This window comes from Paenibacillus sp. Soil787, from assembly GCF_001429545.1.
Taxonomy (GTDB): Bacteria; Bacillota; Bacilli; order Paenibacillales; family NBRC-103111; genus Paenibacillus_E.
This window is the reverse complement of record NZ_LMSP01000046.1, coordinates 99,262-123,116: the sequence shown is the minus strand read 5'-3', so window position 1 is coordinate 123,116 and position 23,855 is coordinate 99,262. Positions and strand designations below refer to the sequence as shown.

Annotated in this window: 18 protein-coding genes; 5 read left to right on the top strand and 13 right to left on the bottom strand. The window is 44.0% G+C overall.

Annotated features, from left to right (window positions below; translation table 11 throughout):
- Positions 1–265 precede the first annotated feature (265 nt).
- From ASG93_RS30590 to ASG93_RS35575, 4 genes are all read right to left on the bottom strand, one after another.
- Positions 266–1,804, bottom strand: a complete 1,539-nt coding sequence (locus ASG93_RS30590) for a response regulator (RefSeq protein ID WP_056838406.1) — start codon at positions 1,802–1,804, stop codon at positions 266–268.
- Positions 1,782–3,617 (bottom strand): sensor histidine kinase, encoded by a 1,836-nt coding sequence (locus ASG93_RS30585; protein WP_056838404.1) that lies wholly within the window; start codon positions 3,615–3,617, stop codon positions 1,782–1,784. The genes ASG93_RS30590 and ASG93_RS30585 overlap by 23 nt, the downstream gene beginning before the upstream one ends.
- An 18-nt stretch (positions 3,618–3,635) precedes the next feature.
- A complete protein-coding gene (locus tag ASG93_RS30580; protein ID WP_056838402.1) occupies positions 3,636–4,931 on the bottom strand; it encodes an ABC transporter substrate-binding protein in 1,296 nt (431 codons plus the stop codon).
- Positions 4,932–5,077: 146 nt separating this feature from the next.
- Entirely contained in the window at positions 5,078–5,248 is a 171-nt protein-coding gene (locus ASG93_RS35575) for a hypothetical protein (protein ID WP_156411103.1), read from the bottom strand.
- Between the two features lie 279 nt (positions 5,249–5,527).
- Here ASG93_RS35575 and ASG93_RS30575 point away from each other — a divergent pair, with 279 nt between their 5' ends.
- Positions 5,528–6,178, top strand: coding sequence for a response regulator transcription factor (locus ASG93_RS30575; RefSeq protein WP_056838400.1), 651 nt, complete (start codon positions 5,528–5,530; stop codon positions 6,176–6,178).
- 226 nt (positions 6,179–6,404) lie between these two features.
- On the opposite strand, the gene ASG93_RS30570 is transcribed toward ASG93_RS30575, so the two are convergent.
- Entirely contained in the window at positions 6,405–6,686 is a 282-nt protein-coding gene (locus ASG93_RS30570) for a late competence development ComFB family protein (RefSeq protein ID WP_056838398.1), read from the bottom strand.
- A 381-nt stretch (positions 6,687–7,067) separates the two neighbouring features.
- A complete protein-coding gene (locus ASG93_RS30565; RefSeq protein ID WP_056838396.1) occupies positions 7,068–9,740 on the bottom strand; it encodes an alpha-L-rhamnosidase in 2,673 nt (890 codons plus the stop codon).
- 229 nt (positions 9,741–9,969) lie between these two features.
- Between ASG93_RS30565 and ASG93_RS30560 the strand changes: the two genes are divergently transcribed.
- Positions 9,970–10,494: a metal-dependent hydrolase gene (locus ASG93_RS30560; RefSeq protein ID WP_056838394.1), complete on the top strand. Its 525-nt coding sequence runs from the start codon at positions 9,970–9,972 to the stop codon at positions 10,492–10,494.
- On the opposite strand, the gene ASG93_RS30555 is transcribed toward ASG93_RS30560, so the two are convergent.
- Both ASG93_RS30555 and ASG93_RS30545 read right to left on the bottom strand, forming a co-directional pair.
- Positions 10,491–10,976: a hypothetical protein gene (locus ASG93_RS30555; protein WP_056838391.1), complete on the bottom strand. Its 486-nt coding sequence runs from the start codon at positions 10,974–10,976 to the stop codon at positions 10,491–10,493. The genes ASG93_RS30560 and ASG93_RS30555 overlap by 4 nt on opposite strands.
- Before the next feature lie 521 nt (positions 10,977–11,497).
- Positions 11,498–11,980, bottom strand: coding sequence for a RidA family protein (locus ASG93_RS30545; protein ID WP_056838387.1), 483 nt, complete (start codon positions 11,978–11,980; stop codon positions 11,498–11,500).
- A gap of 115 nt (positions 11,981–12,095) precedes the next feature.
- Between ASG93_RS30545 and ASG93_RS30540 the strand changes: the two genes are divergently transcribed.
- Positions 12,096–13,496, top strand: coding sequence for a PLP-dependent aminotransferase family protein (locus tag ASG93_RS30540; RefSeq protein WP_056838385.1), 1,401 nt, complete (start codon positions 12,096–12,098; stop codon positions 13,494–13,496).
- Here the strand turns inward: ASG93_RS30540 and ASG93_RS30535 are convergent, their stop codons facing one another.
- Positions 13,497–15,242: a sensor histidine kinase gene (locus ASG93_RS30535; protein ID WP_056838383.1), complete on the bottom strand. Its 1,746-nt coding sequence runs from the start codon at positions 15,240–15,242 to the stop codon at positions 13,497–13,499.
- Positions 15,243–15,480: 238 nt separating this feature from the next.
- Between ASG93_RS30535 and ASG93_RS30530 the strand changes: the two genes are divergently transcribed.
- Positions 15,481–18,735 carry a DEAD/DEAH box helicase gene (locus ASG93_RS30530; protein WP_056838381.1) on the top strand — a complete coding sequence of 1,085 codons (3,255 nt, stop codon included), beginning with the start codon at positions 15,481–15,483 and terminating at the stop codon, positions 18,733–18,735.
- Positions 18,736–19,372: 637 nt separating this feature from the next.
- Here ASG93_RS30530 and ASG93_RS30525 read toward each other — a convergent pair.
- Positions 19,373–20,671, bottom strand: a complete 1,299-nt coding sequence (locus ASG93_RS30525) for a hypothetical protein (RefSeq protein ID WP_056838379.1) — start codon at positions 20,669–20,671, stop codon at positions 19,373–19,375.
- A 205-nt stretch (positions 20,672–20,876) separates the two neighbouring features.
- Here ASG93_RS30525 and greA point away from each other — a divergent pair, with 205 nt between their 5' ends.
- Complete coding sequence (gene greA / locus ASG93_RS30520; RefSeq protein ID WP_056838378.1) at positions 20,877–21,347, top strand: transcription elongation factor GreA; 471 nt, start codon at positions 20,877–20,879, stop codon at positions 21,345–21,347.
- An 88-nt stretch (positions 21,348–21,435) separates the two neighbouring features.
- Here greA and murI read toward each other — a convergent pair whose 3' ends face one another.
- From murI to ASG93_RS30505, 3 genes are all read right to left on the bottom strand, one after another.
- Positions 21,436–22,212 (bottom strand): glutamate racemase, encoded by a 777-nt coding sequence (gene murI, locus ASG93_RS30515; RefSeq protein ID WP_056838376.1) that lies wholly within the window; start codon positions 22,210–22,212, stop codon positions 21,436–21,438.
- A gap of 30 nt (positions 22,213–22,242) precedes the next feature.
- Complete coding sequence (locus ASG93_RS30510) at positions 22,243–23,022, bottom strand: Cof-type HAD-IIB family hydrolase (protein ID WP_082615194.1); 780 nt, start codon at positions 23,020–23,022, stop codon at positions 22,243–22,245.
- 117 nt (positions 23,023–23,139) lie between these two features.
- Positions 23,140–23,670 (bottom strand): ATP-dependent Clp protease proteolytic subunit, encoded by a 531-nt coding sequence (locus tag ASG93_RS30505; protein WP_056838372.1) that lies wholly within the window; start codon positions 23,668–23,670, stop codon positions 23,140–23,142.
- Between the last annotated feature and the right edge of the window lie 185 nt (positions 23,671–23,855).

Below are 23,855 nucleotides of genomic sequence, written 5' to 3'. Positions count from 1 at the left end.
CCTTGGTCTACTCTCATTTATTTATGAAACCCGTTTCATCCGCTAAGGATGTTTAGCTTGCTGCTCTTTATGAAGTTAGTATAAGTTTTTTTAAAAGCGCTTACATTGAAAGAAACATCAAGTTATATAACAAAACTACGAAGATACAGCCTTACGCAAAATAAAAAAAGCTGCGAATTTTATCCAAATTCGCAGCCGCTTGCATTCTATTTAATACTGATTTTTTATATAATTCACAGAATTTGCAATCATTCATCTTGAATAATTAGCCATTGCGCCTAAATTCCTTGACCGTTTTCCCTTCCAGCTCTTTAAATACCTTGCAAAAGTAGGAAGTTTCTTGAAACCCTGTTTTCTCAGCAACTTCATATACTTTCCATGCAGGGTCTTGAAGCAGCTGTTTCGCTTTCTGAATCCGGTATCGATTCATATATTCGACGATCCGCATCCCCGTCTCGCTTTTAAATAGATTGGAAAAGTAATTCGCGCTCAAATGGAGAACATCTGCCAGATTTGCCACCGTAATGTCTTCGGCGTAGTGCTCTTCCATATAGGCGATTGCTCCTTGGATTTCCTTCCGCATCAACGTGTGCTCAGCCTTATTCCCAGCGATTTGCTTATTCAAATTTAGAAATAACGGCTTCACTTGCTGCAGAGGCAGAAGGACTTCTGTCGCTTGACTAACCTTTTTATACTCATGTTCAAACTGAGCTGAGAACCCGTGCCTCTCCATAGCCAGTGTTTTCAGTTGTATCATTAATTCTGTCAGCAGGCTGCGGAGCTCGGAAATAGGCGGCTTCCTTTGAATGAGGCCTTGAAACAAAAGCTCAGTTTGCTTTTCAATATCAGTGAATAAACCGCTTTTCATCGCTGCAACTAGAGGCTGAATCGTGATTCCAGGCAGCGTTTCAACCTTGTCATTGATCTGAAGGGACGGATAGGCATAGAGTTGACCCGCTCCTTCATAAACATATTGATCTAAGGCTGTTTCAGCTTGCTTATAAAGTACGGCCCAATCCTTCAATCCATAGCCGATCGAGCTAATTCCCATTGTTACAGAGCTTACTTTTTTCATCCGGGTGTATAGCTGCGATGCTTGTCTGCGTGTCTCTTCTAAACATTTGTGTTCACTCTTCTCATTCGGAAAATAGATAATAACTGCAGTTCTCTGCTCCGAAATCGGTATAACCATGTTGGAGTCCGCTGACTGATCTTCCTTAGAATCATCCGTAAGGACTTTAAAGTTAGCATTGATCACGACAACTGCTGTAGGACCGCCGTGAATAGGAAAATGAACGGCGTTCGCTTGTTCTTCGATGTCCTCTGCTCGCTTCAACTCGCCTAAGAGAAGCTTTCGGCCCAATAGAGATCGCACCTCTTGAAAGCTGGCATCACGAATACTCGCTTGTTTTCTTCGCTTATGATCTTCCATAATCTTGCCGTTCATTTGTTGTAATAGCTGCTGCAACGCTTTAGGTTCGAGGTCATGCTTTAACAAATAATCCTCTGCCCCGAGTTTGAGGGCTTCCTTCACGAACCGGAAATCATCGAAGGAGCTGAGTGCCACAATTTTAATGGATTCATCCATCTGCTTTACCTGCTGGATCAGATCAATGCCGTTCATTTCGGGCATCGAAATGTCCGTCACAATGAGATCCACCTGCTGTTGCTGCAAAAGATCAAGGGCATGCACGCCATTGAGTGCTTCGCATACAATTTGGAAACCATAATCTTCCCAACGAATGATCGTTTTAATCGCATATCGATATATCGCATTATCTTCAACGATCATGGCGTTCAACATGCTCATTCCTCCTTTGACGGTACGTTCTATGCGGAATTCGAACTATAGCTTTCGTACCAAATCCGGGTGCACTTTCGTAGCTAAGGCCATATTTCTCCCCATAATACAGCTGAATGCGTTCATTCACATTGTGAATACCGATACTCGTCACTCCCGGAACCGATTCTTTACGTGTTGCTGTGTTCAATAGATTAAACGCTTCTTCAGCTTCCATACCTATTCCATTATCTTCGACAATGAGCACGAGCTGCTTTTCTTCTATGCGTGCAGAAAGTACAATACGTCCATTCCCCTTGGACATTTCAATGCCGTGAAGAATCGCATTTTCGACAAGCGGCTGTAGAATGAAATACGGCACCTCGCAATCCATCAACCATTCATCCACTTCATAGTCCATGCGAAAGGCATCGCCATAACCAATTTTTTGAATATATATATAGTTTTTTAATTGGTTAATTTCTTGCTCCAAGCTGTGAAATTCCCCAACACGTCGTACCGAGGATTTCAATAATTCAATAACTGAAGTGACCATTCGCTCAATCTCGGCTTGATGGTTCATGCGAGCGTACCATTTCACAGTACCTAGCGTGTTATAAAGGAAATGAGGATTAATCTGACTCATGAGGACGGTAAATTCAGCCTGTTGTTTGGCAATTTGCTCTTTATACACTGTGTTTATTAAATCGTTAATCCGAGACAGCATAAAATTAAACCGTATAGACAAACTCCCAATCTCATCTCGCCCAAGCGGAATAATGCGAACATCGAAATTGCCATCTTCGACTCGGCGCATCGTTTGCTCCAAGATTTTGATATTTCGCGTCGTAGAATTCGAAAGCAGTACAGCAATGCCGGTAGATATTAGAACGGCAAGCAGCGAAACGAAAGCAATCACAAAAACTAACACGCGTGTATTGGACAAGAGATCAGACATCGGAATAAAACAAAGCACCCGCCAGCCCAGCGTTGATGTTCGTTCTTGGACGAATAAATGATCCCCTTCACCCGCATTATCGACAATGGCCATAGAGGCATCATTCTCCTTGAACGTATAACTTAAGCTTCTTGAGATGAGATTGTCCATGTCAGGGGTTCCGCCACCCGCCAGCAGTTCGTTTAAAGGATTGAGAATCGCAACATTATTTTGCTTAATGATTGAGCTATTGCTCCCCAGGGATAAGAAATAATCTGAATCGATACTGATTACAATCGTGCCAAGACTACGATCTACTTGACTCAAATCAACGAAATCTCTGATAAGGAACACTTCTTTTTGCTTTCTCAGAGAAGGCGACCAGCTGATGCTTTGCTCATGATTTTTCAAATAATCAGAAGCATTATTCGTCATCACGGTTACTTCTTCATGATTTAGTGAATGATCCAAGCCTTTTTTATTTTCCCACCAGTACACCTGTCCCTTTTGGGTTTGAATCATAATGGCATTCATATAAGGGTTTCCATTCCCGTACTGGGCAAGTAAAAACTCCATACGGCTGCGGAAAGCCGGGTAGTTGTCACCAGTAACTTGTTCGCCCTGCTCAGCAGCAATTTGCCGAATATTACTGTCACTAAGAACGTAAACGGAAGAAGTAAATGCTTCCTTCGCCCTAATTTCAATATTGTCGGAAACTTGATGAATGACCTGCATCGAGAGGTCTCTTGTATTCGATTCAATGAATTTCGTAGAGGCATAGATGGCAACTCCGCCAATCGCGGATGAAATGAACAATATAATAATCATATTAGATAGAAATATTTTCGTTCGGATGCGAAAGTCCTTGACCCGATTTAAGTTCCAAGAGGTGGCTGTCATACGCAGAGCTCCTTGCTGTCATTTGGATGGTTTGCGAATCCGATCGAATGCTTGATCCAGCTCCTGAATACATAACTCCACATTATGGCTTCGATCAAGAACAAATTTCGTAAGTGCGTTGACAAACACTTTTCCCAAATCCTGATTCACGAAATCGGTTGACAAACTCGACCAGTCATACGTTTTGCCTGTTTGGATATACGTTTCATCCAGCTCCACATAAGTGGGATCAAAGTCATTTGGCAAGCCTTTAATCACAGACAATGCCTTCTTTTTCGTCTGAAAAATCGTCCCCATTTCCTTCGAAGCAAACAGTTCTAGTGTTTGAAGCGCCGCTTCCTTATGAGGTGATTGAGGATTGATCACAATCCCGCCTGTTGATTTTAGTCCAAACTTGGCATCTTGGGGATTATTCGAATAAGGGAAAGCGAACAGTCCTAGATTACTCGCAGGATTCTTGGATTTAACACCGTCAACCGTCCACGTGCCATTAATAATCATGCCGGCTTTCCCCTCAGCAAGGAGCCCTTGGGCTTGGTTCCAATCGGTTTCGAACGGCTTGATGTTCACATAACTCAAGCGTTCTCCATATCGTTTCAAGATGTCTTTGAAGTGAATTTGATCCTCAGCGAACGAAGTTCGACCTGCTTCTATATCCGCTATCCAGTTGCGGCCAGCGGCATACTGATTAGCCAGAAGATCCGCTGCAATGTCCCAAGTCAGTGTCCAGCTATCCTTGTAGCCTGCTGCAATAGGAATAATGCCTGCCTCCTGCAGCGCCTCGCATGCAGCTATGAATTGCGGCCATGTTTTTGGCGGACTTTGAATGCCTGCTTGGGCGAAAGCTACTTTATTATAAATGACTCCCGCCCCATTCACGTCAATCGGAAGCGCCCATATTTTCCCATCGGCTGTCTTCACACCATTCAGAAACCTCTCGTCGATTTGCGATAAGAAGGGTTGACCCGTTAAGTCCATCGCATATCCTTTATGAATCAGATCCTGAGCGGACTCCATATTATCCAGCATATAGATATCAGGCATGTTATTCGAAATCACACGCGTGCGAAGCAAGCTCATATAATTGCCACCGTCTACGCCCGTCAGCGTAAACGTATAAGAAGGATGCTGTTTAGTAAATAGCTGTGTCCCCGTCTCCAGCCATTTCCGTGCACCCTCCTCATCAAAGTGATGTATCCACGAAAGCGTCTGCTCCTGAAGCTGCTGTTTAGGAACGACCGTTACTGTTTGGGGTTGACAAGCGGTAAGCATCAGAGTTACAGTCATGCCTAGAGCTAGCAAACGAGTCTTCATTGATCCCCCTCATTTCATGATAACGTTTACAAATAGTATAACGGACATGGCCGATTAAAAAAACAGCCTATTTCCTCTTCAGAGAAAATAGACTGTTGTGTGTTGTATATACAAGCGAATTATCGCTTATCGAATTCTAGTTATTCCTATCCTTCATTCGTTGAATTCCAACCATTATTGGCTTCGATGATTTCCATCATTTTCTTCATCGAAAGCTGAATTTGTTCGGCGGAGGGCAAGGTTAAGTTGCAGTACGTTTGCTTCACAACATCCGTTAACACAGAATCGAACATGCCATCAAATTGCTCGTTTTTCATTATGAATTCCCTCCTTATTTTCTTAATTTTGGAAGATTACCTATACTTATCATATATAGAAACGCCAACGATAACAGCGCAATATTTTCTTTCGCAAATCCACATTTTTTTCCATAAACGCGCAGATTTTTTTGCGTTAACGAAAAAAGACGCAAATTTATAAATAAAATCTAATTTGCAATCTTTTTGTGAAATTTGGTAAAATCAAGGAATGGTGATAAACAGCGGCGTTGAACTCAACATTCGGATCCCCCTACCCAATCAGGAAGGAAGTATCAAATGATTAAGAAATCGAAGATTCTGATCGTAGATGATCACCCCTTAATGGCGGAAGCGACATCGAATACGCTGCAGCAAATCGAGGGCGTACAGATAATAGGGATAGCTGGTACTGGCAAACAGTGCTTGGAACTCGTAGATTTGCATGTACCGGATATTGTTTTTTTGGATTATAATCTTCCGGATCAATACGGCGATGAGATTGCCAAAATCATAAAAGGGAAATACCCCGGCATCCACCTTGTTATTTTTTCGGGTATAGAATTATCACATCTTTACAATTATTTGATCGGACTTAAGGTTAGTGCGGTTATATCTAAGGAATCTAGCGGTACGCTGATTAAAAGCTTAGTTACTCTTTTGATAGAGAATTTCACGGTAATCCCTGTTCCTGTTTTTCACAAAATGAAAGTGGACAGCGGTAATTTGCATCAGACGGATTCATTGGACGACGATGAAGTGCACATGATGACCATGATTGTCCAAGGCCTAACCAATGAGCAAATGGCCGAGGAAGTGCATATGAGCAAACGAACCGTAGATAATTATATACGCAAAATTTATGAGAAATTAGGCGTGAAATCAAGGGCGCAAGCAGTAGATAAATTTAATCAGTTTAAGCATATTTATGAAGTTAACCGGCGGCCATAGATGGTCGATGTGATAAATGGTCAAGGATAAACGACTCCGTCGTCCTTCAAGGACGAGCGCGTTTGTCAAGGTAGATGCGAAGCAATAGTATAAAACTTATATTTTCTGCCCTGAAAATTAAAATTTTCATTCATCAGTGGTGCCGCAACGCGGCATGGAAGTCTTATCTACGAAAAAAAGACTGGCCTCTTCGTGATGAAGAGACCAGTCTTTTCATTGCAGTTCTCTACGGTTGGGATTCTTCTCGGTGATGCTGATGATGTTCCACAATATTCGCCGCTTCTATTAATTCTCGCATAACATCGGACTGCAGCTGTGGATTGATATATAGACCTTTCACAAATAACTGCCCTTTTTCACTGGAGGTATATCGCGGAGGGATTTTATTTAAAACCAAAGCAAGCACGTCTTCTTTGCAAGTAGTGCAATCGCATTTCATTTCATAGTTTTTTTGAAACTCATCAAACAAATTCATCACTATCGTTTCCATTGCATTGAAAACAGCCATTGTAAGGTACCCCTTCTTGTTCAACTATATCTCTATTATAACTCATATCCTCCTGATCAAAAAGTTATCAAAAAAGTAGAGGAGCTTTCCCATAAATGATAAAAGAAAAAATATCACTTTGGGGCACAGAAAACAAAAAAAAGAGGTCGTAAGCAATAGCTGCCTGACCTCAGATTAGCGGAACGACGATTCGTTATAATGGGAAATATCCACTAGAAATCGATTAAGAGGAACGTGAGTGCGCTAATTGTTCAAAATGAACGATCCGAAGGTAAAAACAGCAAAATAACGAATCGTCGTTCCTCTTCTTCATGTGTTTGGGTGTTTTTCAACCAAATAACGCATCGACGTTCCCCCTCAGCATATTCTGGTTACCATTTCTCAACAAATAATGATATAGGTGCCCGATCCAAGTTCTAACCGCAGCTCTCCATCCATTTCCGCTGCTGATAGGACTCCTGATGCTGACTGCGCTGCTTGACCATTAACGGATGACATTGCTAATGTCGCCCCTCTCAAGGTTGCAAGGCCTGTCGTATTCGGAGGTAATTGGAGTTCATAGACTACTCTGCCATCAGCCTCTTTCTTCCACTCACTGCGTATCTTGCCGTAGCTGGAATCGAGCGATGCTTTCGCGTATTCTAGGCCGGAATCTGGTCGCGGACGGAAATGAATCCGTTTGTAGCCAGGCTGATGATCATCGGAATCGAGACCCGCCACTACGCGGTAGAGCCAATCCCCGATGGATCCATACGCATAATGGTTATAGGAGTTCATATCATCACTCCAGAACGATCCATCCGGCTTGATGCCATCCCAGTGCTCCCAGATGGTGGTTGCTCCCTTGTGAATCGAGTACAGCCATGACGGGTAATCTTCCTGCTGAACTAACTGCACAGCCAGATCATGGTAGCCATTCTCGGATAATACATGGCACAGATACGGCGTACCTACGAAACCGGTCGTCAGGTGATTCTTCTGCTCGCCTACATATTCGGCTAATGTCTTCGCTAATCGATCACGCGTACTTCCTTTCACGAGTCCAAACATCAGCGGGAGCACGTGTGCTGTCTGTGTATGCGCGGCCAAACGTCCGCTTGGTGTAAGGAATTCTTGAGTAAAAGCTTCAATAATGCGCTCATAAAGCTCACTGTACGTAGCCACATCCTCGCTGCGTTCCAGTACTTCCGCAGCTTTCACGAAAAGTGAAGTCGAATAGGCATAGAAGCATGTCGCGATTAAGTCTCTAGGGGTCGCTCCTATGTAGCTGCCTTCTTTGGCATCCAGCCCTAGCCAATCACCAAAATGAAAGCCTGTATTCCACAGATACTCTTTCTCTCCTTGGCTTCGCATGTACGTAATCCACGCTTTCATGCTTTCATACTGCTCCTCCAGACCACGCTTATCGCTGTATACCTGATATAACGTCCACGGGCATATGACCGCTGCATCCCCCCATGCAGAGGAAGAGTGGTCATTTGGACCAAGTACGTCCGGAATGACGAAAGGAACGCCGCCATTCTCATGCTGATCCACTTTTAAGTCGCGCAGCCATTTGGTGAAAAATAGAGCCACATCATAATTAAATGCTGCCGTACGAATAAATACTTGCGCATCTCCTGTCCAACCCAGTCGCTCATCCCGCTGCGGGCAATCCGTCGGTACATCCAGGAAGTTCCCTCTTTGTCCCCACACAATATTTTGCTGAAGCTTATTCAGTAACGGATGGGAACACTCAAAAGTACCGCTAGCTGCCATATCCGTATGAATGACATGCCCTGTGAAGCGCTCTGCATCGAATGTTATTTCCTTGGGCCAGCCTACTACTTTGACATATCGAAAGCCTTGGAACGAGAAATGGGGTTCATATTGTTCTTCGCCACCTTTGCATACATAAGTAACCGTCTGCTTCGCGTTACGCAAGTTCCCAATATAGAAGTTCCCTTCTTGATCCAGCACCTCTGCATGCAGCAGGTGAAGACGAGTTCCGATCGGCAGCTCCAATCTCATGTGCACTTTTCCGACCATATTTTGACCAAAATCAAGAACGGTTTCACCAGAAGGTGTTTCAATAACGGTTATCGGCTTCAAATGCTGGGTAATGCGGGTTGGCTCATTCTCTTGCATGACTAGGATGTCTTTGGAATGATCAAGAACCGTTACAGGGTACCAATTATCGTCCTGATACGTCGAAAGGCTCCATCCGCTAAGCTCCAAGTTAGCATCGTAGGTTTCGCCATGGTACAGCTCAGACATCCGAACCGGCCCTAATGAAGCACGCCAGGAATCATCACTAACGGTCATTTCCGAAGTTCCGTCTATGTATTCGATATGTAATTGGAGGAGAAGAGCTCTAACATCCCCAAATATATTTCGTTGATTCTTCCAAGCCAAATTGCCTTTGTACCAACCGTTTGCCAGCACTGCGCCAATAGTATGGTTGTCACCATGCTGCAGAAGGCTCGTTACCTCATACGTCTGAACCTGCAGTCGATGACGGTAACTGGTCCAGCCAGGTGTGAACTCCCAATCTCCCACACGAACTCCGTTAAGTTCAAGCTCATAAATGCCTAGACTCGTTGCATAAATAATCGCTTTACGAATTCCCTTACGTGCTGCGAATGTCTTCCTCAAATAGAAAGCCTCTTCTGCGTCAGGATCAACGGAGGTTGCATCAGGTGTAATCCACTTGGCTGACCAGTCATCTGGACTAAGCTGTCCCATTTCCCAGAAAGCTATTTCACTCCAAGGCGATGACAAGCCAGACTGATCCCATACTTTAACACGATAAAAATAACGCTTTAGCGGCAGCAGCTCTTGCCCCTCATAAACAACAAGCACCGATTGTTCCGATTGTACGTAGCCGGAATCCCAAACCAAACGACTCGGTTCAAAAGAATTTTCATCCATACTAACCTTGATCTGATAGGCTGATTGCAGGGTATGATTGATGTCCGAAGCTAGTTGCCAAGTAAAGCGAGGCAGGGTCGTATCCAGTCCAATCGGGTTGACGCGGTATTCGCATGTTAAGCTAGAAATATTGAGTGTCGTCATTCAAAAACGCCTCCTACTTTTATCAATACTGTCTGTGTCCTATTCATCAAGTAAGCATCCATACGTCCTATTGTAGTGCATCATATGGCGCAATATGAAGGTGGATTCAGACAATCTTATAGGTAGAATACGACATGGAATAACTTTTTTTTCGGCTTCCCCTCAATTTAAGAATCGCATGCGAATAGTATACAGTTATCGTTAAATCACGTAAGGATAGGTGCATAAGATGTTACAAAAAACACACAGTATTGCCGGATTCATTTCCGCGGAAATCGTTCTCACGTATCAAGATATTAGCTTCTTCACCTGGGATGCCGCCGGGGCTCTATTACTTGGATGTTTGGCAGGTACGCTAGCGGATGTCGATAAGCCAGGTTCAACCATGGCAAAGGTTCTCTTCCCTTTATCTGCTCTGCTGCGGCTGCTGAAAGTTAAGCATAGAACGGTTACCCATTCCCTGCTTTTCATGCTTCTCTTAGTCGTCATTGCAATGCCCTTATCTCCTTTATATTTCTGGGTATTCATCCTCTCTTACGCGTCGCACTCGTTTATCGATTTATTCAATGATAGAGGGGTTCAGCTCTTCTGGCCAATTCCCTTCAAGATTCGTCTACTCCCAAAATGGATTGCCATCGACACAGGTTCAGTGAGCGAGACTGTCTTCCGCTCTATACTTCTGGTTTCGAGTCTAATCATCCCTTTTTGGACTTATGTACTTCCGCAAATCTTGAGCCATAGCGCTTTGTTTTAATGCGTTGCAACAATGTAATCCCCGTTAGCATTGAGTAGAAACTGCGCATGATAAGCTCCTTGAGCGTCGGGCTCAGCTAAGCTTTGCACCATCTCGCCAACAGCAGGAACACCTAAGAAGTCGATCAATTCCTTCTTCATTGTCGATTGGAAAAGGATCTCGACTTCTTTCCCCCGATTTTTTGGAAAAATAACAGGATGGCTCAATTGAATCGGATTATTCTCATCCAATAATTCAGAATGCTGCAGCAGTTGGCTCGGAATTTCCAAGTTCTCAGGAACGGAGACCAATAAAACCGTTTCCGTATCATTGGTTTTTACTTGTATGACCGTTCCTGCCACGTAAGCTGGACCCGATTGGATTTCTTCCATCGACATCATGCTTTTTTCTGGAGAAATGAAAGCAAATAGTGCAAACAGAGGAAACAAATGAATGAAGCTTTTCTTGAACTCTTCCTTGTAGCGGTATTTTGACATGTTCATTCTATGCTCCCCCTTTGCGATTAATTTAAGAATCACGATTCATAACATTCGTTAGTTATCCTTACCCCGTTTATAAGTTTTTGAAAACTAAATGAGATAATTTTATGGAAAAAGAAAGTAGACTATCCCAAAAGTCATTTTCGGATGTTATTCCTCTCTCCCCTTTGCTGTATAGGACTATGCTATGTGACCAGAAATTGCTGAGGAACGTCGATGCGCTATTTACACGAAAAACGCCCAAAATTATGCAGAAGAGGAACGACAATGCGCTATTTCGCAAATTTCACCTTAGAATCACTCCTATTGCTGAAATAACGCATCCACGTTCCTCCTATTCGATTTTTATCACTGATTTCCCAAAATAACGCATCGACGTTCCGCTAACCAGCGGTCGGGTGATTTCCCTTGTCTCGGCAGAAAAATAAAAAAATGAGAAGGCAAGTATACTTGCCACCTCATTTTTTTGTTTTTCTGTGCCTCTAAGGGGATAGCTCGTTTGATTGCTGCGACTACTTCGGCATTCATGCCAGATCCCCCATTTCTTCGCGCTGAAAGGCAATCTCAAATATCGTATCAACGACAAGAGGCAGATTATCTCGTAATGAACTTGCTCCTAGAACCGAACGAGCATGAGCCCCCTTTTCGCCGAATACCTCCTGCATAAGATCAGAGAACCCATTTAAAACCAAATGATGTTCGTCAAAATTAGGATCTGCATTAACGAAGCCTTGTACCTTTACGACTTGCGCAATCCTATCCAAGCTGCCAAGTGCATGTTTGGCGGCAGCAAGCACTTCAAGACCTGCCAACCGTGCCAATTGATAGCCTTCTTCTGTTCTGTAATCCAACCCAAGCTTCCCTTTCGGCTTCCCAGTTGGCCCTTTTCCTGAAATAAACAACAATTGACCGGTAACAACATAATTAACATAATTTGCAGCAGGGCCGCTGCTCTCAGGCAGCACAATACCTAATTGGTTTAACTTCGTCTCAATCGATTCTGTCACTATGCTTCACCTCTGACTATATTGATCATTGCTTATCCTAAAGTCTATACTATTATTGACCCTGCGATTAGGTTCAGTTTCCTATAAATAATAGGGGTCAGATTTGAGGTCTTCCATGTTCGATATTTTGCTTACAAGTGATGAACAGGGTCCGCTTTATATACAGTTATATCGACATATCCGAGGTCTTATCCAGCGCGGTACTATCCCAAACGGTACGAAACTACCTTCCATCCGCACGCTCAGCCAACAGATACATTTTAGTAAAAATACAATTGAAACTGCCTATCAAATGCTTATTGAAGAAGGTTATGTGATTAGTAAGCCGCGTTCCGGCCTTTATGTGGTCGCTCCCTTATTGCTTCCACCGATCACAAACAAACAAGCACTCAATCTATCTCAGAACACCATCGAGGAAAGTCTGCAATCTCAACACGAAGCTCCTGTTGATTTTAGCCTATTAGAAATCGACAGCGAGTCTTTCCCGCTTCAAGCATGGAAAGCATGCTTAAACGAATCCTTTAACTACAACAGCGGTTGCATTCACCAATATGGCGACAACAAAGGCGAATATGCGCTTCGACTCCAAATTGCCCATTATTTACAGCAATCCAGAGGTGTTTCCTGCTCCCCGGAGCAAATCCTTATTGGAACGGGAATGTCTAACAGCCTGCATCTCCTCTCGAAGCTGATCGGGCAATCCGCACGAATCGCTTTTGAAAAGAATGCCATTGCTCAGGTCGGTGATATTTTTACACAGAATGGGTACACGGTCGTCCCTTTTCCGCTAAATGAAAATGAACTTTCCATTGCTGAGATCGTTTCCGCAAATATAGACGCAGTATACGTTACTCCTTCCCACCGGCCTTCTGGACACCCTCTATCCTATGCGATTAGGCAGGAGCTGATTCACTGGGCCTATCATAATCAAAGCCATATTATTGAAGATGATTATGATGGGGAATTCCGTCATGCCGGCAAAACCATCGCTTCGCTTCAAGGCCTTGATCAGCATGGTGTGGTCATTTATATCGGAACATTTTCCAAAGCTTTCACACCTGCATTACGGATGAATTATATGGTGCTGCCACATCAACTTTTGCCTAAACTTCAATCAATCGAACGCACGCTCTCGAGCCCATCACGTATGGATCAGCTCGCCATGGCTTTGTTCATGGAACGTGGACATTGGTATCGTCATATCAGGCGTATGCGTAATACGTATCGGAAAAAGCATGAAAGAATACTTCAGCTCATACAAACTCATTTAGGCTCTCTTGTCCAAATTGAAGGCGGGGGAGCAGGACTACACATTGAATTAACGGTCAATCGTACATGTTCAGCAGAAAAACTAAAAGACCTTGCCCTTGCTAAAGGGGTTCGTGTATATAGTTCACAACAGCCGGAGCAAGTACCCAATAACAAAAAGCCCAAGATTTACTTGGGCTTTGGCGGGGTAACAATCAAGAATATGGAGCGCGGGATTCCATTATTAAAAGAAGCTTGGATACGATGATTATTGCATTGGAACTGATATTTGGAAACAGATGCAGCCGTCTGCTACTGACACTTCGATGGTGCCTTTGTAATACTCGATACGTTCCTTCACAACGGATAGACCAAGACCCTGGTGCTCGCCGTCACCTTTGGTGCTGTAGCCAATCGTGAACATTTTGTTATAATCATCAAGTTGGAAATCAGGATGTACCGGGTTGGTTACGGATATGGTTACATGGCTCGACTCCGACCATCCGTTAACCATGACTTCACGTTCATCTGGCGGGAATTTATTGACCTCATCAAACGCATTATCAATCAAGTTCCCAATAATTTTCACGATATCAACGGATTTTACACCTAATGACAAGCCTTCTAGACCGGTAAAATGGTAATTGAAATCGATTTTGGTTCTCATGGCAAGCGCTATCTTGGCTTGGATAAGAGCTGCAATAGCCGGATGCCCGATTCGAATGATATCGTTCACTTCGTTGATTTCTTCAATTAGTTCCTTCATGTATTTCATTTGGTCTTCTTTTTTCCCCTTAGACAGCAGAGCATACATGGTTTGTACATGGTTTAAAAAGTCATGCCGTTGACTACGTATCGTAGCAAACATAAGATCGACGTTTTGAATGTACATTTCTTGTGTGGACTGGACAGCTGTTTCTCGGCTTTTCGTAATAAATCGAAATACAAAATAAATAAACACACAGCTAAAAATAGTAAACAAAACAATGAGAAGTGTAAGCTGAACGAGCTGCTTGTTTAAAGTGCGTTGAATCGTTTGATAATCCGAGACGATGGTAATCACATAAGGAACTTCCCTTTGAACTACGCTCATTTTTTTCTTAACAGGAACATACATGAACGTTTTCAATATTGGCTTCCCATTCCAATTTTCCACAACGCTAACTGGTTTATTTTCCTGTATGGACTCCTTGTAATTATCCAAATCCTTCGAACTCGTTATGTTATATGTACCAAATAAAACCGGGCGGTCATAAACTGATATGAAGGAAACCCCATTACTGTCTTTATACTCAATCGGCTTGGTACCAAAAGTTACCCCGTTCAGTCCTGATATTTCCATAATATCTGGATTCGAAGCGAGCGTTTTCTTCACGATTGTATCCGCGCCTACGATTTGCTTGAATTTCTGAATTTTATCCGCATTGACAAACACACAGATCAAATAATTCGTGCTTCCATCATAAAAGTACCCAAACTTACTTACATTACTCGAACCTGAAGCTGGTACTTCATAGATACCTGACCAGAAATTAGGCAGCTTTTGCCCCTCAGCAATCGTAACTTGATGGTTATCCAGAAGCTGGCTAAACGCCGTAAACCAATAACCGAAAGCTTTTGTACTTGTAATCTGAAGCTCCTTGGGCTCTGATGACTTACCTACCATAATATCATCGCCATTTCGCTTCATCAGCGAGAAACCATCGACACCTGCTTGCCTGGCAAGCTCAATTAATTGTTCATTCGTAACCTTATCAATATCCGGATCCAGCTGACTCTTGGCGAAAAGAGCGACTGAACGAAGATTCTCACCAATCAAATCTTCTACAAAAAATGAACCTTCTTCTGATTGCTCAATGGATGTGCGAATTTGACTCGCAGTCGATTCCATGCGTTCTGATAACGCTTGCGTTAAGAGAGATTTTGTGAACCAATAATAAGAGGTGTTGTTCGTTACTAGTAATAAAATAACAATAGCAAAAGTGACATAAATGACTCTAGTGTTGATTCTCATGAAGTTTCACACTTTCTTTTTGATGTAAACTCGATATTACAACGTAGACGTGAAATAATTTTCGACACAAATCGATGAAATATCCCTCTTTCAGTAGTATAGTTGGATACGAAAGCGTTGTCTATCTATTAATATACACGTATCAAAACGTTTGGTAATATAGGGAAGAAATCTATAGAATGAATCTACCCCATAGCAATTTCGGAATAACTATGTTTCAAAAGGAAGGATCCAGGAAATGAGCTTTCAGTTGACAGATGGAATCATTAAGTCGTTGTGCGGCCGGTTTTCTTATGAAAAAGGAGAAGCCTACTACAATGAACGACAAGTGACTTTCCTTAATGAAGATCCTGAAACACCACGTTATGAAGCCACGGTCGAAGGAGATAACGGCACCTACCTAGTAAAAGTTGAAGATGATACAAAAGGGGATGTTATTGCCCATTGTACCTGTCCTGCCTATGATCCGGACGATAAATACTGCGAGCATATCGCTGCCGTGCTGCTAAATATTCATGCTATTCAGAGTGAATCTCGAGTTATCGGAACAACTACCAGACCTTTTGGAAATCTGGATGGAGACCATAGATTGACGAACCACATACTGGATTTGTTCGGGAACAAACCGCAGCGTCCAAGCCGTTCACAACCTCTTTTCGATACAAGGGCAGTACTAGAACTGGAGTTCACCTGCAAACCATTCCAATACGGCTATCGGAAGTTCATGTTTGGGATTGAGATGAAGGTCGGCCCTAAACGGCTATATATCGTCCAAAGGGTAAGAGATTTTCTTGATCATATTGAGCGGAAAGAAGCTTATGTATTTTCAAAGCATTTTACCTACGACCCTAAGCTCCATAGTTTTCAAAAAGAAGATGATGCGGTCATTCGGCAGCTCATAGAAATCTATCGTAATGAACAGATGTACCTTGAGACTTCAACTACGTACTCCGTACATACGAATCATCGGAGTGGCGATCGGATGCAGCTGGTTCCTCCCTTTTCATGGACAACCTTTCTTCCTGCGCTTACCGAGGCTTCGTCCGTTAAACTTGAGCAGGGTAACCGCATATTTGATGGAATCCGTGTATCCGATGAACCGATCCCGCTTCACTTTGAGTTTGACCAAACGGAGACCGAAAGCTTCCAATTGGATGTCCAAGGTCTGGATAAGATTACGGTTATGGAATCGTATGGGGTCGTCCTTTCCGAAGGAAAGCTGCTGTACATCCAAGCTGAACCGTGCAAGCGTCTTTCGGAGCTCAAGCAAATGCTCGAAAACTCCAGCAAGCACCAAATCCGGATTTCGCCCGCGCAAATGGAACCTTTTATGGAAAAAGTGATTCCTGGCCTGATGAAGCTAGGCAGTGTCCATATCGCTGGGGCCATTTCCGACCGCATTATGCGAACGCCATTAAAGGCTAAGTTGTATTTGGACCGAGTGAAAGATCGACTGCTTGCTGGTCTAGAGTTTCAATACGGCGATATTATCATTAACCCGCTAGAAGGCAATGAACAGAGGCGCGGAACCGACCGCATTCTCATGCGAGACGGAGATCAGGAACGACGAATTCTGGAGCTTATGGAGCAAAGTCCCTTCGCTAAGACGGAGGGGGGATATTTCATGGATAGCGAAGACGAGGAATACGAATTTCTGTACCGCGTCGTTCCGCAATTAGAGAAGCTGTTGACTGTTTATGCCACGTCTGCCGTGAAAACAAGACTTCTTACCGGACATGTCCCGAAGGTCAAGGTTGATGTGGATGAACGAACGGATTGGCTCGAATTCAAGTTCGATATGGAAGGTATTCCTGAATCGGAAATCCGCAAACTGTTGAAATCCCTTGGGGAGAAACGCAAATACCACCGGCTGCCGGATGGGGCGTTGCTGCCGCTCGAAAGCGCGGAGTTTCAGGAAATTGTTCGCGTTATGAACGAAATGGGAATTACCAAGGAGGACGTGAAAGCAGCAGAAATCCGCCTCCCCTTAGTCCGCGGGCTCTATTTGATGGATTCCGAGAGACAAGGAAATACCGTTAAGCTGGGCAGAACATTTCGCCAGTTACTAGAAAACATGCGGAATCCGGATAATTTAGATTTCACTGTACCGACCAGTCTGGAATCTGTTCTTCGGGATTACCAGAAGTATGGATTCCAATGGCTGAAGACGCTGGCCCAATACAATTTCGGCGGCATTTTGGCAGACGATATGGGCCTTGGAAAAACCATACAAAGCATCGCTTTTATTGTTTCTGTGCTGCCCGGGATCAGAGAACAGGCGCTACCGGCGTTAATCGTTGCTCCCGCTTCTCTCACTTACAATTGGCTCAATGAGCTGAAGAAATTCGCGCCAGAGATTCGGGCCGTCATCGCAGATGGGAGCAGAGAAGAGCGCTCCAAGGTTCTGAAACATGCGTCCCAAGTCGATGTCCTCATAACCTCGTACCCCCTATTGCGCAGGGATATCGACCTGTATACGAAGCAATCGTTCCATACGCTTATTTTGGATGAGGCGCAGGTGTTCAAGAACCACACCACGCAGACGGCCCAGGCGGTGAAGGAGATTCAGGCTGAGTACCGTTTTGCCCTTACTGGAACTCCAATAGAGAACAGGCTTGAAGAACTTTGGTCCATCTTTGACGCAGTGTTCCCTCAGTTGTTCCTTGGGAGAAGGGCATTCAATGACTTGTCCCGTGACAGTGTGGCCAAACGGGTCCGTCCTTTTCTGCTGCGCAGGTTGAAGACCGACGTTCTGATGGAACTGCCGGAGAAGATCGAGTCGCTGCAAGCTTCCGAGCTGCTGCCAGAGCAGAAGAAGCTGTATGTCGCCTATTTGGCCGAATTACAACAGGAAACACTAAAGCATCTGAACAAAGAAAGCTTTAATAAAAATCGGATTAAAATTCTGGCCGGCTTGACCCGACTTCGCCAGCTATGCTGCCACCCTTCTCTATTCGTTGAAGATTATGCCGGAAGCTCGGCCAAATTCGAGCAGCTCATGCAGATTATCGAAGAATGCAGAAGCGCCGGCAAGCGGGCGCTGATATTCTCGCAATTTACCGAGATGCTGGGAATGATCGGACGAGACCTAGGCTATCAAGGAGTGCCGTATTTCTACTTGGACGGTAAAACCCCAGCTTCCCAGCGTGTAGAGCTGTGCACCAAGTTTAATGAAGGCGAGCGAGACCTGTTCCTCATCTCATTAAAAGCCGGCGGTACTGGGCTAAACCTTACTGGCGCTGACACCGTTATCCTCTACGACCTATGGTGGAACCCTGCCGTGGAACAGCAAGCAGCCGACCGTGCTCATCGTATTGGGCAGAAGAAGGTCGTGCAGGTGATCCGCCTTGTTGCACAAGGCACCGTAGAAGATAAAATGTACGAACTCCAACAGAAAAAGAAGAACCTGATTGATGAAGTGATCCAGCTGGGACAGGAAGCATTGTCCGCCTTGACGGAGCAGGAGATTCGGGAGATTTTGATGATCGGATGATGAAATGGCATAAAGAAGGGCATTCCCAAGATCATTGTAAGATGATTGGGGAAGTCCTTCTTTTTTTCAGAAAGTATAAGTTTCGAGGTAGTGCTTGAAGGTACCCCCTTGCCTCCGGACGCTAGCGCACAAAAATTGTGCGCAAGGACGGCAGATCCGGCGCCAACGGACGCTAGCGCACAAAAATTGTGCGCAAGGACGGCAAATCCGGCGCCAACGGACACTAGCGCACAAAAATTGTGCGCAAGGTCGGCAAATCCGGCGCCAACGGACACTAGCGCACAAAAATTGTGCGCAAGGACGGCAGATCCGGTGCCAGCGAACGCTAGCGCATAAAAATTGTGCGCAAGGTTGAAGATTCATCAGCCGTAGCAAGTTAGTGCTCAAGGTAGTGCTTCTTTCAAGAAATCCTAATGTAGTTTTGCTTCACATAAAGTAAATCATCCATTATCAGGTCGTGAAGTACACGCCGCTTGCTCCGGAAATTCATTTCCGGAGCAAGCGGCTATTTTGTCAATTATTACTATGATAGGTTACTTAGCTACTATTTCAACGTTCTGCTTCCAAATAATCCTCTCACCAATACGTACAACAACACTCACTTGGTGAGTTCCGGCTGTCAGTTGTCGAGATGCTTTCAAGCTAAACAAAGCAACTGGCGAATCATTCGCATCTGACTTGCCGTTTGTGTATCTTCATCCCAAATTGTATCTTGCAAGCTGTCCCAGTACGGAATCCATCCGGATCGCCCATCAACATGAGCTTTCAGCCACACGGGCCCGAAGTTGGGGGATTTCCAAACCTCTGTAACCTCCACCGTTTGATCGCGCAGCAGTAATGATGATGAGCTGAACGGCGTTTCCGGGTAACGCTGCAGCTCCTTTGGATCTTTAACCACGACTTTCCAGTGAACTGGTATAGCCCCTTCAGGCTCGCCAATACTTTTGTTTATCCATCCTGTACCTTTGGAGGAACGTACATGGTACCAAGTACTATTGTACCAAATCGGATAAGGGCCTCTCCCCGTCCATAATCGCTCTTCAATTTTCTCGAAAACGGTTACCGTTTCACCTGCTATAACGGCATCTTCCTTCTTTAATCCATCCCACACAACATGAATTAGCGGCTTTTCACGCAAGATCTCCATTGTTTCATTCGCACTCAGGATAGTAACTCCCTTATCACGCGTCCACGTGGTCCCTTGCTCTGTTTGGACTTCGAATGCTCGATCATAGATCGTGGTAAACTCCCTTACGATCTCGTAATCACCAGCCTTGGAGTCTGACCAATCTTGCTTCTGCTCGCCAAATCCCATAGCCGTACTCAGATCACCATTGGCCGGTAGTCCATAATAATGTACTTTTTGCTGCACCTTATGTACAGTACCTATTTGATTGACGGGGATATGCGCCCATAGATCACCTAACCATGTGGTGTGCACCTTAATCCAAGCTTTACTGCTGGGATCGTTCGTGTAGAACCACTGTTTTTCGGCTGCAACTACCTCGACCTCTTGTGCGGATAAGGAGGCCGCAGGTTCGCCTTTGGTGCTTTGACTGCGATATAGCGGAGTTTCTTCCAAAAGAGTAATGTGCTTAGGCGGCTCCATATCGATCTCCCATGGATTTGGTCTGATCCACCGCGGCCCGAACATCGTCTCAATCTTCCAGGCGGCTGTACCTATCGACCACGAGCTTTCTACCGTGAGGACATTTACTTCCTGAGGTGCAAAAGTACCTTCCGGCTCATCATCAGGCTGATTAGGAGCTGTATAATAGGGCGTCTCCGCCAAAAGCTCAATCGTGGCAGGGAACCTGATTCCTTCTGGCGCGTAGGATCCTCCATAAATGGTTTCAGCTTTCGTCTGATGTGCCAAACTGCCCAATCCTAATCCTGCAGCAAGGATCGTGATAGCGAATATCTTCCTTTTAATCATCTGGAACAATCACATCCTGACTCGAAATAAATTAGGGAAAACTTACCATTTATTTGACGCTCAACATAGCCTAAAGTTGCTTACATCCAGCCCAGCTTTTGAAAAAAGCATAAGTTAGCCATTTCTCCTTGCCTGACTCACTTTACTTGCCTCAGTTACTTTAGTAGTATAACTAGTATCGAATAAATGAGGAGCTGCAAAAAATATGTCCAATGATGAAATTATTCTAACTCCAGAAGGATTACGCAGTTTAGAATTAGAGCTTGAAGATCTCAAAACCGTCAAACGCAAAGAACTAGCCAGCCGTATTAAGACAGCGATTAGCTATGGCGATCTCAAGGAAAACAGTGAATATCATTCCGCCAAAGAAGAGCAGGGTTTCATGGAAACCAGAATTTTGACGATCGAAAGAATGCTAAAAAAGGCGCGTGTCGTAACGAATATCGGTACTTCTACCGTTCAAGTTGGCTCTACCGTTATTCTCAATGATGTGGAATTCGCTGAGAAAATTGAGTATAAAATCGTCGGTTCGCAAGAAGCCGATGTAAATCAAAATAAAATTTCCTACGAGAGTCCACTTGGCGTTTCCCTCATGGGCAAATCCGTTGGTGATGTGATTAGTGTGAATGCACCAATGGGTGTCATTAACTATGAGCTGCTTGAAATCAGAGTGTAAACTGACGCAATCCTTCTAATAAACAAAATAAAGGCATTGTCATGCAGCGGCGGCTGCACGACAATGCCTTTTTAACTTTCCTTTACCTTTACTCATTAATAGCTTGAATGATCTTCAAAGCCTTTTCCATCTTCCGTATATAGGCTGTCTCATGGCTGGAACACATGAATTTGATGTTGGACTGTCCTTCGCCAAGTAATTGATTTGGGTCACTGAGCAGCTGAATCAACCGATTCACAGTACCCGCGCTTCCATCAACAATTTGGATATGACTTGGCAGAATTTTTCTAAGAACGCTCCTATAAAAAGGATAATGCGTGCAACCTAGTACAACAGTCCCGTACAACTTCAGGTCGAAGGACTCCAGCTTGGCATGAAAATAATCAATGATTTGTTGACTCTCCACATCTAATTGTTCACAAAATTCAACCAATTCCGGCAGCGGCACCGAATCGACCATCCCCATATCATCCATACGAGAAACTAACTCTCTATATTTCGATTGCTTGAGCGTTAAAGGGGTAGCGAAAACGAGCACTCTTTTACCAGATGAACGATTCATTTCGAGGGCTGGCTTTACCGCGGGTTCCATGCCGATGATCGGTATCTCATAGGTTTTTCTTAATTCTGCAATAGCTATACTGGTTGCTGTGTTGCAAGCAATGACGAGGGCTTTAACCTCTTCTTTGATAATCATGTCTACGGATTTATTGACAAAAGCAAGAACCTCGTCCTTCGATTTCGTCCCGTAGGGAACATGAAGGGTATCCGCAAAATATAGAAAATCTTCATAAGGCAGTTGCTTCATGGCTTCGTGTAAAACAGTAATACCGCCTATTCCTGAATCAAAAAAAGCTATTCTCATTATCTTCACCCTGTATTTGTTGTTTCTTTTCTATAGCAATCCTGCTGTAATAAGTCCGTTTCGAATGCCATCTTCATCCACATCTGTCGTTACATGATCGGCATAAGGAAGTAAGTCTTTGTGCGAGTTCCCCATCGCGATACCAAATCCAACATACGAAAGCATCTCCATATCATTCAAACCGTCCCCGAAAGCGACAGCATCTTCCGGCTTCAATCCAACAAGCTCCAAAAGCGCGGCAATCCCTTGGGCTTTGGAGCCACCGGCAGGCAGCACATCCATCGCATGCTGATGCCAGCGAATCAGCTTAAATTCCGATTGCAGTTCCTCGTACAAATGCTCATCTGTGTCTTCAATATGCAGGAAGATTTGATAAATGTCGTTTGTTTTCCAGAAATCCGGGTCATACGCCGGCAAATCAACTTTCAATGAGGAAACCGATCCAACAACAAAAGGATGGTCTTCGGAATCCGTGAAGAAGTTGTGTTCCCCTTCAAATACGAGGGAATGCTTATGCTTAGCCGCTAATTTGACCAAATCTTCTATGCTGCTCTTAGCAATAATCCGTCTGTAGAGCGGTTCACCACGGTAAACGGCATAGCCGCCGTTCAAGCACACATAGGAATCAATTCCAAGCTGTTCAGCCAAAGGCTTGATGAAGTAAGGTGCTCGTCCTGTTGCAATGACCGGTTCAATCCCTTGCTGCTTTAGTTGTTGTATAGCTATGATCGTACTGGCAGGAACTTGTTTTTCTTCGTTAACTAATGTGCCGTCAATATCAAAAAATACAATTTTATACACGGTATGGATCTCCTTTTCATTAGAGGACAGATCAGCTGCCCCTCTTCTCTCTATCTTTCAATTAAACACCAAAAGCAGAGAAAAAACAAAGAAAAAGAGAATCCCTCAGGCTTCTCTCCGCCATGTTTATACAATTTCATCAATAATCCCAAATGATAAAGCCTCATCAGGACTCAGATACCAATTACGTTGATTCTCCTGAACACGATGCAGCTCGTCTGCATGCAGCTTCGTTTTCGATAGGATATACTCATCATAAATGTTTTGCAGCCTTTGCGTTTCATCCACACGATTCTTCAAGTGTTCCAAATGACCGTCGATATGCGTTGATACCGAGTGATACATGAATGTACTAAGTCGGCCAGCGTACCTCTTGTGACCACTAACGGCGATTAGTAAGCTCATGCTAGCAGCAAGTCCATACACGTATGTATGCACCGGCGTCTTACTGTTATCAATCACATTGATTAATCCTAGACCATCATAGACACTACCCCCATTACTATTAATAATTAAGTCGATGGGCAGACGTTTGAAGTCTTTTTCTTTCTTATCTCTGTCATCATCATATTGATTAATTCTCATGATTTGCTCGACTATGGTTTTCACGGAGCTTTTATTAATGCCATCGAATAGATATAAGGTCCTGTCATTCATAGCATGCCTCCTGTCCAAATGGCCTACTGATACGTTAGTCTATTCTCGTTTTATAGACTTTGTAACTCTTTTCCCTTGTTTTTCTGGATTTTTGGGCAAAACTATAGGCCAACCAATTATGGTTGACCTCTCAATACCCTTTGCCAAGCTTGTATAAATCGTTTGAAATATTAACAAGTTTTGAA

What these genes read in the sequence shown, in the direction of transcription:
- murI (WP_056838376.1), bottom strand. Translation starts at nt 22,212, where the DNA reads ATGAGAATAGCTTTTTTTGATTCAGGAATAGGCGGTATTACTGTTTTA.
- ASG93_RS30555 (WP_056838391.1), bottom strand. Translation starts at nt 10,976, where the DNA reads ATGAACATGTCAAAATACCGCTACAAGGAAGAGTTCAAGAAAAGCTTC.
- ASG93_RS30590 (WP_056838406.1), bottom strand. Translation starts at nt 1,804, where the DNA reads ATGTTGAACGCCATGATCGTTGAAGATAATGCGATATATCGATATGCG.
- ASG93_RS30565 (WP_056838396.1), bottom strand. Translation starts at nt 9,740, where the DNA reads ATGACGACACTCAATATTTCTAGCTTAACATGCGAATACCGCGTCAAC.
- ASG93_RS30585 (WP_056838404.1), bottom strand. Translation starts at nt 3,617, where the DNA reads ATGACAGCCACCTCTTGGAACTTAAATCGGGTCAAGGACTTTCGCATC.
- ASG93_RS30535 (WP_056838383.1), bottom strand. Translation starts at nt 15,242, where the DNA reads ATGAGAATCAACACTAGAGTCATTTATGTCACTTTTGCTATTGTTATT.
- ASG93_RS30540 (WP_056838385.1), top strand. Translation starts at nt 12,096, where the DNA reads ATGTTCGATATTTTGCTTACAAGTGATGAACAGGGTCCGCTTTATATA.
- ASG93_RS30560 (WP_056838394.1), top strand. Translation starts at nt 9,970, where the DNA reads ATGTTACAAAAAACACACAGTATTGCCGGATTCATTTCCGCGGAAATC.
- ASG93_RS30575 (WP_056838400.1), top strand. Translation starts at nt 5,528, where the DNA reads ATGATTAAGAAATCGAAGATTCTGATCGTAGATGATCACCCCTTAATG.
- ASG93_RS30530 (WP_056838381.1), top strand. Translation starts at nt 15,481, where the DNA reads ATGAGCTTTCAGTTGACAGATGGAATCATTAAGTCGTTGTGCGGCCGG.
- greA (WP_056838378.1), top strand. Translation starts at nt 20,877, where the DNA reads ATGTCCAATGATGAAATTATTCTAACTCCAGAAGGATTACGCAGTTTA.
- ASG93_RS30505 (WP_056838372.1), bottom strand. Translation starts at nt 23,670, where the DNA reads ATGAATGACAGGACCTTATATCTATTCGATGGCATTAATAAAAGCTCC.
- ASG93_RS30570 (WP_056838398.1), bottom strand. Translation starts at nt 6,686, where the DNA reads ATGGCTGTTTTCAATGCAATGGAAACGATAGTGATGAATTTGTTTGAT.
- ASG93_RS35575 (WP_156411103.1), bottom strand. Translation starts at nt 5,248, where the DNA reads ATGAAAAACGAGCAATTTGATGGCATGTTCGATTCTGTGTTAACGGAT.
- ASG93_RS30580 (WP_056838402.1), bottom strand. Translation starts at nt 4,931, where the DNA reads ATGAAGACTCGTTTGCTAGCTCTAGGCATGACTGTAACTCTGATGCTT.
- ASG93_RS30525 (WP_056838379.1), bottom strand. Translation starts at nt 20,671, where the DNA reads ATGATTAAAAGGAAGATATTCGCTATCACGATCCTTGCTGCAGGATTA.